The organism is Erythrobacter sp. JB3-1 (assembly GCF_057364995.1).
Map to the genome: position 1 here is coordinate 2,891,901 of NZ_CP200289.1, position 14,792 is coordinate 2,906,692.

14 protein-coding genes are annotated in these 14,792 nt (G+C 57.7%); 13 read left to right on the plus strand and 1 reads right to left on the minus strand.

Annotated features, from left to right (window positions below):
* The first annotated feature begins 7 nt into the window (after nucleotides 1-7).
* Together AC0V6M_RS13765 and mdh are read left to right on the plus strand one after the other, a co-directional pair.
* Nucleotides 8-1,990, plus strand: a complete 1,983-nt coding sequence (locus AC0V6M_RS13765) for a putative bifunctional diguanylate cyclase/phosphodiesterase (protein ID WP_486139366.1) — start codon at nucleotides 8-10, stop codon at nucleotides 1,988-1,990.
* 366 nt (nucleotides 1,991-2,356) lie between these two features.
* Complete coding sequence (gene mdh / locus AC0V6M_RS13770; protein WP_486139367.1) at nucleotides 2,357-3,319, plus strand: malate dehydrogenase; 963 nt, start codon at nucleotides 2,357-2,359, stop codon at nucleotides 3,317-3,319.
* Nucleotides 3,320-3,463: 144 nt separating this feature from the next.
* Here the strand turns inward: mdh and AC0V6M_RS13775 are convergent, their stop codons facing one another.
* A complete protein-coding gene (locus tag AC0V6M_RS13775) occupies nucleotides 3,464-4,018 on the minus strand; it encodes a hypothetical protein (protein ID WP_486139368.1) in 555 nt (184 codons plus the stop codon).
* On the opposite strand from AC0V6M_RS13775, the gene AC0V6M_RS13780 reads away from it, so the two are divergent.
* From AC0V6M_RS13780 to AC0V6M_RS13830, 11 genes are all read left to right on the plus strand, one after another.
* Complete coding sequence (locus AC0V6M_RS13780; RefSeq protein ID WP_486139369.1) at nucleotides 4,017-4,319, plus strand: hypothetical protein; 303 nt, start codon at nucleotides 4,017-4,019, stop codon at nucleotides 4,317-4,319. The two genes, AC0V6M_RS13775 and AC0V6M_RS13780, sit on opposite strands and share 2 nt — an antisense overlap.
* Nucleotides 4,316-5,476, plus strand: coding sequence for a hypothetical protein (locus tag AC0V6M_RS13785; RefSeq protein ID WP_486139370.1), 1,161 nt, complete (start codon nucleotides 4,316-4,318; stop codon nucleotides 5,474-5,476). Before AC0V6M_RS13780 ends, AC0V6M_RS13785 begins: the two co-directional genes overlap by 4 nt.
* Nucleotides 5,473-6,153: a hypothetical protein gene (locus AC0V6M_RS13790; protein ID WP_486139371.1), complete on the plus strand. Its 681-nt coding sequence runs from the start codon at nucleotides 5,473-5,475 to the stop codon at nucleotides 6,151-6,153. The genes AC0V6M_RS13785 and AC0V6M_RS13790 overlap by 4 nt, the downstream gene beginning before the upstream one ends.
* Nucleotides 6,150-7,040, plus strand: coding sequence for a succinate--CoA ligase subunit alpha (sucD, locus tag AC0V6M_RS13795; RefSeq protein WP_486139372.1), 891 nt, complete (start codon nucleotides 6,150-6,152; stop codon nucleotides 7,038-7,040). The genes AC0V6M_RS13790 and sucD overlap by 4 nt, the downstream gene beginning before the upstream one ends.
* Before the next feature lie 62 nt (nucleotides 7,041-7,102).
* Nucleotides 7,103-7,399, plus strand: a complete 297-nt coding sequence (locus AC0V6M_RS13800) for a GIY-YIG nuclease family protein (RefSeq protein WP_486139373.1) — start codon at nucleotides 7,103-7,105, stop codon at nucleotides 7,397-7,399.
* 37 nt (nucleotides 7,400-7,436) lie between these two features.
* Nucleotides 7,437-10,253, plus strand: a complete 2,817-nt coding sequence (locus AC0V6M_RS13805) for a 2-oxoglutarate dehydrogenase E1 component (RefSeq protein WP_486139374.1) — start codon at nucleotides 7,437-7,439, stop codon at nucleotides 10,251-10,253.
* A 10-nt stretch (nucleotides 10,254-10,263) separates the two neighbouring features.
* Complete coding sequence (gene odhB / locus AC0V6M_RS13810; RefSeq protein WP_486139375.1) at nucleotides 10,264-11,490, plus strand: 2-oxoglutarate dehydrogenase complex dihydrolipoyllysine-residue succinyltransferase; 1,227 nt, start codon at nucleotides 10,264-10,266, stop codon at nucleotides 11,488-11,490.
* Between the two features lie 31 nt (nucleotides 11,491-11,521).
* Complete coding sequence (locus AC0V6M_RS13815) at nucleotides 11,522-11,830, plus strand: hypothetical protein (RefSeq protein WP_486139376.1); 309 nt, start codon at nucleotides 11,522-11,524, stop codon at nucleotides 11,828-11,830.
* A 42-nt stretch (nucleotides 11,831-11,872) separates the two neighbouring features.
* Nucleotides 11,873-12,157: a hypothetical protein gene (locus AC0V6M_RS13820; protein WP_486139377.1), complete on the plus strand. Its 285-nt coding sequence runs from the start codon at nucleotides 11,873-11,875 to the stop codon at nucleotides 12,155-12,157.
* Nucleotides 12,158-12,321: 164 nt separating this feature from the next.
* On the plus strand, nucleotides 12,322-13,764 hold the full coding sequence (gene lpdA, locus AC0V6M_RS13825) for a dihydrolipoyl dehydrogenase (protein ID WP_486139378.1): 1,443 nt from the start codon (nucleotides 12,322-12,324) through the stop codon (nucleotides 13,762-13,764).
* 20 nt (nucleotides 13,765-13,784) lie between these two features.
* Nucleotides 13,785-14,762 (plus strand): Rossmann-fold NAD(P)-binding domain-containing protein, encoded by a 978-nt coding sequence (locus AC0V6M_RS13830; protein WP_486139379.1) that lies wholly within the window; start codon nucleotides 13,785-13,787, stop codon nucleotides 14,760-14,762.
* Nucleotides 14,763-14,792: the final 30 nt, after the last annotated feature.

Below are 14,792 nucleotides of genomic sequence, written 5' to 3' on the forward strand. Positions count from 1 at the left end.
TTATCCCATGCATATGTCAGGTAAAGCCAGCCCTCTTTCCAAAATCCGTGCAGCCATGCGCGTGCAGGAAAGCTCGGACACTCTGTCTGAGCGCGTTCGGCGAACGCTGGTCAAGACGCTCTACACTCAGCCTGGTAGCCTCGCGATCGGTGCCATTAATGGCATTGGCTGCACCGCCGTGGCAGCATGGGTGGCCGATCTCAAAATCCTCTACATCGGCTGCGCTATCCTGAGCGTCATCGCGATTGCCCGGGTTGTAGCGGCCCTTGGTCTATCCGCCGATCAGGACAGCACCAGCACGAGCAGCCTCGAGCTAATCTACGAAATTGGTGCCTTCAGCTACGCGTTCACTATTGGTTTGATCGCAGCCTTAACGATCTGGTTTCAAGCCAGCGCCGAGGTTCAAGTGCTGATGGTGGCCAATGCCCTGTGTTATGGGGTAGGCATTTGCGCCCGAAACGCGGGCAGGCCGACTATTGCCCTGGGCCAATTAACGCTGGTGTGCGCGCCGATCATGGCCGTATCTTTATACGCGAGCACCCTCGCCTTCATCGCTCTGTTCATCAACATCTGCTTGCTGATCCCAGCAATGATGTCGATCACATTCAAGGTCTTTAAAGTCTTGCGGGATTCCATCGCTTCGGCTGAAACCAGCGCTAAACTCGCAAAAAAAATGCAAGTTTTGGCCCGCACAGACGTGGTGACAGGTCTCGCCAATCGCGCAGGTCTCAACCACTCGATGGTCGAAACCATGATGACCGTGAATGAGGACACCCGGCTTGCCCTGTTCTGGATTGATCTCGACCGCTTTAAAGAAGTGAACGATCTGCTTGGCCACCCAATTGGAGACCGGGTTTTGACCGAGGTCGCCAGCCGCCTGCGTGAAGTGTCGCCAGATCTGGCCACGGTATCGCGCTTTGGCGGGGATGAGTTCATTGTCTTCTGCCCGGTTGACAATCGAGTGGATGCAGAGCGGCTCGCCAGCGAAATCCACGCAGAAATCATGCGCCCCGTGCGCGTCGATGGCGACCGCCTCGAAGTGCGCGCTTCGGTTGGTGTCGCTCTGCTGCCGGATGACGGAGCAGATGCTGACAGCCTCATGCAATGCGCTGACTTGGCGCTGTACCATGCGAAAGTGGGCGGCCGCTCGCAGACGAAATTCTTTGACCAATCCATGACCCGAGATCTTATTCGCCGGCGCGAGATTGAAGACGAGCTTCGCACTGCGCTGCAACGCGACGAATTGTCGATCTTCTACCAGCCGATCATTGATCTGGAGACGGGCAAGATACGCGCATTTGAGGCGCTGATCCGGTGGTTCCACCCGGAAAAAGGCGAGCTTCGTCCCGACGAGTTCATCCCAGTGGCCGAAGAGACCGGGGTTATTGTCACCCTGGGCAATTGGATCACCGCGCAGGCCGCGCGCACCGCCGCGCAGTGGCCAGAGGACATCTCTCTCGCGGTTAACCTGTCGCCCTTGCAGATCCGCGCGCCCGGCGCCGCCCTCGCCATCCGCAATGCTTTGCGCGAAGCAGGCCTTGATCCATCACGTCTAGAACTCGAAGTGACTGAGAGCCTGTTTATCGAAGACAACCACGCAACAGGCAATTTCATTCAAGAATTGTCTGCGCTTGGTGTGCGCTTTGCTCTGGATGATTTCGGCACGGGCTATTCCTCACTCGGCTATATCAACACCTTCCCGTTCAAGAAGATTAAGGTTGACCGCAGCTTCGTCTCTGGCCCCAATGTGGGCCGCCGCAGTGATGCGATTATCCGGGCAGTGGCCGAAATGGGTTCAACCCTGGGAATGGACATTGTGGCTGAGGGCCTCGAGACGATTGAACAGGTCCAGGCAGTACGCGCTGCTGGATGTAATCTGGGCCAAGGCTTCTATTTCAGCCGCGCCGTGCCCGACTATCTGGCCGCAATGTTGCTGGAGCAAGAGCGCGAAGGCGAAACGCCGTTCCCGGGCAAGAGCATCACTGGCTAGCCCGCCGTGCGAACGCTGCGCCGAATAGGCCTTGTTCGCCAAGCCCCTACCTTGAGAGACAGCTGATCGGACAGCGACTGGCGCTGTGATTTCAATGCCAACGCTCTTCGAACTAACAGTGCATCACGCAATGGCCGATAGAAGAGCTTCAAACAGCTTGAAATCAGCTCGCTATTGCAACTGCGAACTATTTGCGAAAATAGTTGCGACATCAAGGCCTTTGTCGGTTGCAATCCCCTATCCGCAGGCTTAATCCATCTTACGAAACGCAGATGTATCAGCTGCTCGGGACGGTCGCTGCGCATCACACATGCAACACCTTAGCTTTCGTCCCGCCGATTTCTAAAGAAGGGTTTTTGCAAGAACATGGCACGCAATAAGATCGCACTCGTCGGCGCTGGAATGATTGGCGGCACTCTCGCCCACCTCGCAGCGATGAAAGAAATGGGCGACGTCGTCCTGTTTGACATTGCTGAGGGCATGCCTGCGGGTAAAGCGCTCGACCTGTCGCAATCCGGCCCGGTCGAGGGTTTCGATGCGAACCTCAAAGGCACCACCGACTACGCCGATATCGCGGGCAGCGATGTTGTGATCGTGACCGCAGGCGTCCCACGCAAGCCGGGAATGAGCCGCGATGATCTGCTCGGCATCAACCTCAAGGTGATGAAAGCCGTTGGCGAAGGCATCAAGGCCAATTGCCCGAACGCATTCGTGATCTGCATCACCAACCCGCTTGATGCGATGGTTTGGGCGCTGCGTGAATTTTCTGGCCTGCCGCACAACAAGGTCGTCGGCATGGCGGGCGTGCTCGACAGCGCGCGCTTCCGCCACTTCCTCGCTGACGAATTTGACGTGTCGATGGAAGACGTCACCGCATTCGTGCTTGGCGGCCACGGCGACACCATGGTTCCGATCCTCGAATATTCGACCGTTGCGGGCATTCCTGTGCCAGACCTCATCAAGATGGGCTGGTCCACGCAAGAGAAGATGGACGCCATCGTTGATCGCACCCGTAAGGGCGGCGGCGAAATCGTTGGCCTGCTCGGCAATGGCTCAGCCTATTACGCCCCGGCGACCAGCGCGATCCAAATGGCCGAAGCCTACCTCAAGGATAAGAAGCGCGTCCTGCCATGCGCGGCCTATCTCGAGGGGCAATACGGCGTCGATGGCCTGTATGTCGGCGTGCCGATTGTGATTGGCGCGAACGGCGTTGAGAAGATCGTTGAGATCGAACTCGACGAAACCGCGAAAGCTGGCTTCCAAGTAAGCGTGGATGCAGTCGAAGAGCTGCTTGATGCGTGTAAGGGTCTGGATAGCTCGCTGGCATAGCCGCATATGAAGTCGCCTTCACCTCTCGCATCTGTACTAGCCCCCATCCTTCTTATGGGATGCGAAGCAAGTGGCAGTGATTATTCTGGTGATCCGATCAATGTCGGAATGGAAGCATGCATCGATTACGTGAGCCAATCAATTTCAATCGACACTGTCTCGGACAAACTCGTTGACGCGGGCTGGGAACTGATACTGATTGAAAAGACCGACAAAAGGTATGATCCAACTTCCCGGAACGCAAAGTTCGGCGATTACAATATCTGGTACTACCAAGAACGAAGCCACCCAGAAAGGACGCTCAAGATTCCGGGCCGCTATATCTGCAACATCGGAGCAAAGGCTGAGAATGAGGATGAAGCCATTGCTTTGATGAGCAAGGTCAGAGCTAGAACCGGTATGGAAGAAAATTTGCTCTTCAGTCACCCAAAGTTTGGATCCGTTGAGCTGCGCCGAAACAACCACAGTCAGGGCCCCGGCGTCACAATTCATGTAGGCTTTGTTAAAGTCGCAGAATCCTAAAAACCAGCTAAAACTCTTAGCTAACTGACCATACCAAGATCCAAAAGAGGCGAAACGTAGATGTCCATCCTGATCAACAAAGACTTCAAAGCCGTCGCCCAAGGCTGATGCTTGCAACCCTCGCCTTGACTCTGCTGGACTTGTCGCTTCTGCCCATGCGAGCGGCAGCGCGGGCATGATGGACTTCGATGACTTGGGGATCACCCTGTTCATGCTTGGTTTTGCTGCCGCGCCGATCGTGCTCGGGCTGGTTATCCTGCGCTCTATGAATGCGAAGTCGGCCTTGATTGCGATCGCTGCGGTGCTCGTCTTGTCGATGGCTGGTTTGGCCGTCGTTGGTCTGGGCCCGCATGCGTTCATCCTGATCCCGCTCGTCCCAATGTGGGCCGGGTGCATCGTCAGCATGATCATCTCCGCCATCATGCTCATTCGGGCGCGGATGAAGGCCAATCCCGCAGAGGCGAGCGACACCCTATGAAGCGTGCCCTTCTCCCCTTGATTTTCCTTGCAGCGGCCACGCCAGCGGTTGCGCATCTCGGCCATGCGGACACCGCGCCGACCGACGATGCCTACCCAATTGTGGCGGTGGTATCCGGCGTTCAATCGGCTTGCGGCAATCTGGTGTCCTGGCAACAAACGACCGAGGCTCTCTCTAACGCCGGGTTTACACCGGTTGAGCTGTCGGAAGACGCACTCTTGGCCCAGGTTGTAGACCGCAATGACGGCTTCGACCTGCCGCTTGAAAACCGCAAGACCGCCTATTTCACGGGCGAGCTTGGCGGCGAGTCAGTGCGGATCGAAGCAGTTGAAGGCACGCATTTATTAGGCAAACGCTATACCTATTGCCGCTTGCATGACATCGGCGAAACACGCGAGTTTTCGACCAGCGCGCTGAGCGCCTTTGTAGGACGCCAGTCCGACAATGTAGACGCGCCCAAGAGCAGCGCGGCCGCTTGGAGAGACGAAAACGGCGGGATCAGCACCGGTCTCGCGACACGGCTATTTCCTGCCGTGACGGAAGGCGCTCAGCAATCGCCATCCGTGCTTCGAGTAGATATCATAAGGTTTGCTGCAGCCGAGGTTGCTGCCATTGACACCTCATACCCGGCGCTCGAAGTGCTCAATGCCTTTCGCGAAGGCTGTGGTTCGGTTGAAAATCAGGCGGCAACCGCTGCCTCGCTAACCGCAGCGGGTTGGCAAGAAGGCTCCGCATTTGCCCCCACGCAGCTCGTTACGTTTCTCGTCTTCGCTCAGGAAACTGGCGAGGCGGCAGTTGCCGAAGCTGGCGGCACTATGAGCGACATGCAGGTCTTCAAAAAGACTGTCGCTGGCGAAGAACTTTATGTGGTCCTTTCCGAAGTTAAGATCGACGGCACACGCGTCAGCGCCTGCCGCCTGTTCGATCTCGGCGAAACACGCGCGATCCCGCCAGAGACGGTAGCGGAATGGCTTGACCGCGAGCCGACCAAAGCCATCGACCAAGACGGCGTTCAAATCACCGATTGGGAGCCAGGCACGCAAGCTGCCCATGACAGTTTCCAAGTGTTCTTCATTCCGCCAGGCAGCCAATTGGCGGACATTTTCAAATTCGATGGCGTAGCCCTCAAATCAGATACAGTGGGAGCCGCCAAATGATACGCTTTGCCCCCCTCGTCTTGCTCGCCGCAATTGCGGCGCCTGCAACAGCACATGACACGACGCTCGCTTTTGTCGACGCGATGGAGACTCACCTGCTCGACTGCCCCGGCGTCAATGGCTTTAGGCCAGATGGCGATTTGCTCAGCACAGGGTGGGCGGTGCGTGATGGAGATGATGACGCTCTCACTCGGCGCGCGGCTGAGTTCAGAGCCAAAGACCGAGTGATCGACAGCAATATCAACGTCTTTACAAAGACGGTGGAAGAGCTGGAGCTTATCCAGTTCATGGCTGTGCGAAATATCGAGGCGGAAGAAGGCGAGCCTGCCCGTTACGTCGAGGGCGAAGGCAATATCGCCGCGACAGAATTTCTCTGTGTTACGATGGTGCCTGATCTTCCCTTTATGCCATCTGGCAAATTGCTGGGTGCGGTGTTCGGTAAAGAGGTTGATTCAGGCATTGGCAACTCACCAGGTGACCATCGCGATGGCACGTGGGTTTGGGACGACATTTCGCCCACGCATGTGCGCACAATAGCACGCTACACCAATTCCTTTTCAGCCGCATCGGACCTTCCTGAAGATGTATTTTATCCCGGCTTTTACATGTTGAGCTACCGCAGGTTTACTCCGGAAACCTCCCCAAAAATTCCAAACCAAGAGGGCGAGCAAGAATGAGCATTCTCGTAAACAAAGACACCAAGGTCATCACTCAAGGCATGACCGGGGACACCGGCACGTTCCACACCCAGCAGGCGCTGGATTACGGCACGCAAATGGTTGCGGGCGTTACGCCCGGCAAAGGCGGCACGACGCATATCGGCCTGCCCAATTTCAACACCGTACGCGAGGCCAAAGCTGAAACCGGCGCAACCGCATCGTGCATCTATGTGCCGCCGCCCTTCGCTGGCGACGCCATTTGCGAGGCGATTGACGCCGAGGTTGAGCTGATCATTGCCATCACCGAAGGCATTCCTGTGCTCGACATGGTGCGGGTGAAAGCTGCGCTCGAAGGCTCCAAATCGCGCCTGATCGGCCCGAACTGCCCCGGCGTTCTGACCCCGGGCGAATGCAAAATCGGCATTATGCCGGGCAGCATTTTCCAAAAGGGCAGCGTTGGCGTGGTCTCACGCTCTGGCACGCTCACTTACGAAGCCGTGCATCAGACCACGATGGTTGGCCTGGGCCAAACCACGGCGGTCGGCATTGGCGGCGACCCAGTCAATGGCACCAACTTTATCGACGTGCTCGACCTGTTCCTGGACGATGAGGAAACCAAGTCGATCATCATGATCGGCGAGATCGGCGGCAGCGCGGAAGAAGAAGCGGCTGAATTCCTCAAAGCTGAAGCCGCCAAGGGCCGCAGCAAGCCAACCGTTGGCTTTATCGCTGGCCGCACGGCGCCTCCGGGACGCCGCATGGGCCACGCTGGCGCGATTGTGTCGGGCGGCAAAGGCGGCGCGGACGACAAGATCGCCGCGATGGAAGCCGCAGGCATCCGTGTATCCCCTTCACCATCTGAGCTGGGCACCACTTTGGATGCAATGCTCAAGGAAATGGCCTGAGCTTTACTTTAATGAGCTGAGTCCCCGCGCAGGCGGGGACCTGTCTCTACACGGAGTGCCATTTGCGAGGAGGCTTTGTCTACATACTGACCAACCGGAAGGACGGCGTTCTTTATCTGGGTGTGACTGTCCATCTCGCGGCAAGGATCGAACAGCGTCGTGCGGGTGCGATTTCCAGTTTCACCAAGAGGTATCGATGTCACCGACTGGTTTGGTTTAGGCGGTGCGACAATTTAAGCGATGCGCAATTGCTCGAAAGACGAATGAAGAAGTGGAACAGATCATGGAAAGTCAAAAGGATCGAAGAACAAAATCCCGATTGGCACGATCTGAGTCAAAATATACCTCACTTGAATTGAAGGAGGTCCCCGCCTGCGCGGGGACTCGCACTTAATTATGGGTAACGAACCGCAAGACTTCTATCTCGATGAGCCCCAGCCCGGCCCTTCCTGGGGCAATGCGCGCTGGCCGCTGAACGGCGGCGAGGATGCCGATGATCTGACGCAGGCGCTTGACCCGACGGTCATGAAGCTGGCGGTTGAAAAGGCGGCGAAGAAGGCTGGCAAGGCGCTGGATCCAGCGGCGATTGAAGAGGCTGCGAGCCTTTCGATTGCGGCCATGACTCTGGTGCGGCTTTACCGGGTGCGCGGCCATATGGCGGCGGATCTTGATCCGCTGGGCCTCTCACACCGCGATGTGCCAGCCGACCTTACGCTTGAATTCCACGGCCTTGCGGGCAAGGAAGACGCTCAGGTCTATGTTGGCGGCGTGCTCGGTCTGGAATGGACCAGCGTGCGCGATCTCTACAACACGTTGCGCGCGACCTATTGCGGCAAGGTGGGCCTGGAATACATGCACATCGCCGACACCGAAGAGCGGCGGTTCCTGCAGGACAAATTTGAAAGCCCCGGCGAGACGATCCAGTTCACTCCTGAGGGCAAACGCGCCATCCTGGCCGCGGTGGTTCGCGGCGAGCAATATGAAGCGTTCCTCGGCAAGAAGTATGTCGGCACCAAGCGCTTTGGCCTGGACGGCGGCGAGAGCATGATCCCTGCCCTAGAGGCTGTGATAAAGCATGGCGGCAGCTCCGGCGTGCGCGAGATCATTTACGGCATGGCGCACCGCGGGCGGCTTAATGTGCTCGCGAACGTTATGGCCAAGCCATACAAGGTCATATTCCACGAATTCTCCGGTGGCTCTGCCAATCCAGAGGATGTTGGCGGCTCTGGCGATGTGAAATATCACCTCGGCACCAGCACCGACCGCAGCTTTGACGGCATCGACGTGCACATGTCGCTCGTCCCCAACCCATCGCACCTTGAAACGGTCAATCCGGTCGTGCTTGGCAAGGTCCGCGCGCAGCAGGCAATCCGCGATGATCTGGACAAGAAGGATCAGGTTCTGCCCGTCCTGATCCACGGCGATGCGGCGTTCGCTGGGCAAGGCGTGGTGTGGGAAAGCCTCAGCCTGTCAGGCGTGAACGGCTATGACACGGGCGGCTGCCTGCACTTTATCATTAACAACCAGATCGGCTTTACAACCTCGCCGCGCTTTGCGCGCAGCTCGCCCTATCCATCGGATGTGGCGAAGGGCGTGATGGCGCCGATCCTGCACGTAAACGGCGACGATCCAGAGGCGGTGACCTTCGCGTGCAAACTGGCGGTGGAATATCGCCAGACCTTTAAGCGCGACGTTGTGATCGACATGTGGTGCTATCGCCGGTTTGGCCATAACGAGGGCGATGAGCCGAAATTCACGCAGCCGCTAATGTATGATGCGATCCGCACTCACCCGAAAGTCAGCGCGATTTACGCTGAGCGGTTAAGCGAGCAAGGCGTGATCGAGGCGGATACCTTGAAGCAGTTGCAGGACGAATTTGTCGCAGAACTCGACGAGGAATTTGAAGCGTCTAAGAGCTATAAGCCGAATGAGGCGGATTGGTTCGCGGGCCGCTGGGCTGGCCTCAACAAGCCGGTTGATCCAGAATCCGCACGGCGCAACGTCGAAACGGCAATTGAGCCGAAGCAGTTCGACAGCCTTGGCCGCATCCTGACCGAAGTGCCGGACGATCTGGACATTCACAAGACCTTGGGTCGCGTGCTCAAGGCCAAAGGCGAAATGTTCAGCACTGGCGAAGGCTTCGATTGGGCCACCGCAGAGGCGCTCGCTTTCGGTAGCTTGGTAATGGGCGGATACGGCGTGCGCCTGTCTGGTCAGGATTCCGGGCGCGGCACCTTTAGCCAGCGTCACGCTGTGTGGGTCGATCAAAAGACCGAGCGCAAATACATCCCGCTCACCACTCTGCCGCATGGCAAGTTCGAGGTGTATGACAGCACCTTGTCGGAATACGGCGTGCTCGGGTTTGAATATGGTTTTGCCATGGCTGACCCGAAATCACTGGTCCTGTGGGAGGCGCAATTTGGCGATTTTGCCAATGGCGCGCAGATCATGATCGATCAGTATATCGTGAGTGGTGAGGCCAAATGGCTGCGCGCTAACGGTCTCGTCATGCTGCTTCCGCATGGATATGAGGGCCAGGGTCCAGAGCACAGCTCCGCCAGGCTCGAACGCTTCCTGCAATTGTGCGCAAACGACAATATCCAGGTCTGCAACATCACCACGCCGGCGAACTATTTCCACGTTCTGCGCCGCCAAATGCTGCGTCCGTTCCGCAAGCCGATGGTGATTATGACGCCGAAGAGCCTGCTAAGGCATCCGATGGCAAAGAGCCCGCGCGAGGAATTCCTTGGCGATCACCACTTCATGCGGATCAAGTCGGACACGACCAAGATTGATGACAAGAAGGTCAAGCGTCTGGTCCTGTGTTCCGGCAAGGTCGCCTATGACCTGATCGAAGCCCGCGACAAGGCGAAGATCAAAGATGTGTCGATCGTCCGCATTGAGCAGCTCTATCCTTTCCCTGGCGATCCTCTGGCCGTGCGGCTTAAGCGGATGACGAACCTCGAAGAGGTCGTCTGGTGCCAGGAAGAGCCCAAGAACAACGGCGCGTGGCTGTTCGTCGATAATCAGATCGAGGGATCGCTGAGCGCGGCCGGCCATGATGGCATGCGGCCAATCTATGCCGGGCGTGATGCATCCGCGTCGCCAGCCACCGGCCTTGCCAAACGGCATGCAGAGCAGCAAGAAGCGCTGATCGCAGATGCGCTCGGCCTTTCGAATTCATCCAGTAAATCCAGCAAGAAAAAGGCCTAAGGAACCCATTATGGCCCAAGATATTACAGTCCCAGCGCTCGGCGAATCCGTCACCGAAGGCACTATTGGCGAATGGCTCAAACAGCCCGGTGACACTGTTGCCGCTGACGAGCCGATTGTCAGCCTAGAGACCGATAAGGTCGCCGTTGATGTGCCCTCGCCCATCGGGGGCGTTCTGATGGAACACAGAGCTGAAGTTGGCGACACAGTCGAAGTGGGGGCTGTAATAGCAACCGTTGATGCAGACGCAGGCCCAGGACCAACGTCAACAGCCAAGGCAGACACTCCGGCACCAGCAGCCAAAGCGGAAGGCTCCGATGATCTGCAAGCCGCCGCGCAAACGCTTTCCCCAGCAGTCCGCCGCGCGGTTCTGGAGCACGGCGTTGATCCCTCGACCATCAAAGGCACTGGCAAAGACGGCCGCCTTACCAAGGAAGACGTGCTGGCCGCGGCGAAGGCGAAGGGCGATCCTACACCAGCAGCCTCCCCTGCCCCAGCAGCTGCAACGCCCGCTGGCACAGCCGCGCCAAGCGCTGGCCGCAATGACGAACGCGTGAAGATGACGCGGATGCGCCAGACCATCGCGAAACGTTTGAAAGGCGCGCAGGACACCGCCGCGCTGCTCACCACCTTCAACGATTGCGATATGAGCGCGGTCATCGAAGCGCGCAGCAAATACAAAGACCTGTTCGCGAAGAAGCACGATATCCGCCTCGGCTTCATGGGCTTCTTCGCCAAGGCAGCCTGCCTCGCGCTGAAGGATGTGCCATCAGTCAACGCGTATATCGAAGGCGATGAAATCGTTTATCACGATTATGTCGACATCTCTGTCGCCGTATCCGCACCCAACGGCCTTGTCGTTCCGGTCGTTCGCGACTGCGATAAAAAGGGCTTTGCCGGGATCGAGAAAGACATCGCCGACTTTGGCAAGCGCGCTAAGGAAGGCACGCTGACCATGGCCGACATGACCGGCGGTACCTTCACCATTTCCAATGGCGGTGTGTTCGGATCGCTGATGTCAACGCCGATCATCAACGCGCCGCAAAGCGCCGTGCTCGGCCTTCACCGGATCGAAGACCGCCCGGTCGCGATCAACGGAGAGGTTGTGATCCGCCCAATGATGTATCTCGCCCTCAGCTATGATCACCGACTGATCGATGGCCGTGAGGCTGTGACCGCGCTGAAGATCATCAAGGAAGCGATCGAAGATCCAACCCGGATGCTGATCGACCTTTAAGTCACTCTCCATCATACGATTGGAAGAACAGATGAAAACATTCACCACCACTCTCATCCTCGGCGCATGTGCGACCGCCCTGGCCGCTTGCGGCGGCGACCCAGAGCTTGAGGCGAAGATCGAAGAGAATTTCAGAACGGGCATGTATGGCTCCTGCACGATGAATTACGTCGGCGGCAGCGTTTCTGCTGAACAGAAAGAAGCTGTCTGCGATTGCGTTGCCGATGGCATGGTTGAGGTAACGGACCTGCCATCGGATGGCCTCGGCGAACGCGCTGAAATCGATCAAGACGAACTCAAATCCATAACCGCCGAATGCGAAGCCAAGGCAGGCATCTAGATCGATCGCCCGACCTGAATGAGGTTCTAGGAAGGACTAACTATGCGCATCAAGTTTGCAATCATCGCCGCCTCAGCCGTCACTCTGGCCGCTTGCGGCGCGTCGCAGGAAGACAAGGAAGCGGAATTCCGCACCAACTTCGTTGAATCCTGCGTGAAGTCTGCCGTTGCCACCGGCGCGGATGAAGACACCGCCAAGACCGTGTGTGATTGCGGCGCTGGCAAAGTCATCGAAGAGGTGGGTATGGAACTCGCTCCTCTCCCTGCTAAATCACAAGAGATTATGGACGCGTGCATCGCCGAAACGGGCGTGGCCGCAGAGGGCTAAGGCCAAGGAAGCGATCAACGAACCAATCCGGATACTGATCGATTTATACGCAACACACTAATCCGTTCGGGCTGAGCCTGTCGAAGCCCTGCTCTTCACTTTTGAGCAACGGACACCAAGTGAAGGACAATCCTTCGACAAGCTCAGGATGAGCGGAGTTATTGATGGCTGAGAATTACGACTACGATTGCCTTGTCATTGGCGCGGGACCGGGCGGCTATGTCGCCGCAATTCGCGCGGCGCAGCTGGGCCTGAAAACGGCCTGCGTTGAAAGCCGCGAGACGCTGGGCGGCACATGCCTCAACGTCGGGTGCATCCCTTCAAAGGCACTGCTGCACGGTTCTGAGCTGTTTGAAGAGGCCGATGGTGGTCATTTCGCCAAATGGGGCATCACCGCCAAGCCAAAGCTCGATCTGGGCGTGATGATGGCGGAGAAGGACAAGGCCGTGGGCGAGCTCACGGGCGGAATCGAATTCCTGTTCAAGAAGAATAAGGTCACCTGGATCAAGGGTCACGCCGCATTTGAAGATGCGCATTCGGTGAAAGTCGCCCCTTCGACAGGCTCAGGACAGGCGGAAACGGTCACCGCGAAAGACATCATCATCGCCACCGGCTCCTCGGTCACGCCCCTGCCCGGCGTTGAGGTCGACAATGCGGCCAAACGCATCGTCGACAGCACTGGCGCGCTAGAGCTTGAAGAAGTGCCAGAGCACCTCGTCGTGATCGGCGGCGGCGTAATCGGGCTGGAGCTTGGCTCTGTCTGGCGTCGCCTCGGCGCGAAGGTCACTGTGATCGAATTCCTCGACCAGCTGCTGCCCGGAATGGACGCGGATGTTCGCAAGGAAGCAGGCAAGATCTTCAAAAAGCAAGGCATGGAGCTGATGCTCAGCCACAAGGTCACCGGCGCAAAAGCGACCGCCAAGGGCGTAACGCTGAGCGTGGAGAAATCCGCAGGCGGCCCTTCGACAGGCTCAGGACAGGCACAAACGATCAAGGCCAGCCACGTGCTTGTCTCAATCGGACGCCGGCCCAACACCGAAGGCCTGGCGCTCGACAAGATAGGGATTGAAACCAACAAGCGCGGCCAGATCGAGGTCGGCCACGACTTCCGCACCAAAGTGGACGGCGTATGGGCCATCGGCGACTGTGTCCCCGGCCCGATGCTCGCCCACAAGGCCGAGGATGAAGGCATTGCTTGCGCAGAAAACGTCGCAGGCGAGACCGGCATCATCAATCACGACGTGATCCCAGGCGTGGTCTACACCATGCCGGAATTCGCCGATGTCGGCATGACCGAGGCGGCGGCGAAAGAAGCAGGCCACACGGTCAAAGTCGGCAAGTTCCCGATGATGGCAAACAGCCGCGCAAAGGCTAACCGCGACACCGATGGCTTTGTGAAAGTTATCGCCGATGCCGAAACGGACCGCGTGCTGGGCGTGCACATCGTTGCCAGCCTGGCCGGTACGATGATCGCAGAAGTAGCGGTAGCGATGGAATTCGGCGCAACGTCAGAAGACATCGCCTACACCTGCCACGCGCACCCGACCCACGCCGAGGCCGTGAAAGAGGCGGCGATGGCCGTGACGGGCAAGCCCATCCATATGTGATTGGCTAGGAGGCACCGGATATGGCCCGTTCTGTTGCGATTATAGGAGCGGGACAGATTGGTCATACCGCCGCGTACCAATTCGGTTTCCATGGCTGGGACGTGACAGTGTATGCGCGATCTCAGCCTTCTTGGCATAACCATAACTACGAGCGCTTTGTCGAATACTCCGTAGGTGAACACGCGCCGCCATCAGCAGACGTCGTCATTGACACAATTGCTTTTGATGAGGTCGACACGGCCCGTTACGATCCGAACCATACTGGTCGCCTAATGGTGATCTCCTCGGCTAGCGTATACTGCGACACTGAGGGGCGAACTCTGGATGAAGCCGCGCTAAATGGCTTCCCTGAATTCGAGGGGCCAATTGCGGAAGATTGTGCAACTGTAACTCCGGGACCTGAGACTTACTCAACCCGCAAAGTCCGTATGGAGAACAAAGCTCTCAGCACTTTTGGTGATCGCGCGACTGTTCTGCGCCCCTGCGCAATTTTTGGTGAGTACAGCCGTCACCCACGCGAGTGGTGGTTCGTTAAGCGTATATTGGATGGTCGCCGGACCATCCCTCTCGCGTTCCAAGGCAAAAGCCAGTTCAGTACGACAAGCGCATTCTGCCTTGCTTGTTGTGCGCAGCAGATGGCCGATGAGGACCTTGGCGGCATCTTCAACATCGCAGACGATCCCGCGCCATCGGTCGCCGAGATCGGTCAAGGCATTGCGAACCTGCTAAACTGCGAAGTCGATTTCAAACTGTTGAATGCCCCCACTGACGAAATGGTCGGCCGAACTCCTTGGTCTGTGCCCAAGCCATTCATTGTTTCCCATAAAAAAGCGGAAAGTTCAGGCCACTTTTGCATTGGCTCTGGCCTAGATCGAACCGTAGGCTGGTTGAAAGACCTCCACCCCGACGACTGGCGCGCGGCCTTCCCACAACTTGCCGCCTATCCATGGGACCTGTTCGACTATGAGGCTGAAGACCGCTTTCTCGCGTCGCTTTAAGCCGCTAAAGCGTTTTTAGAGGGGATGATC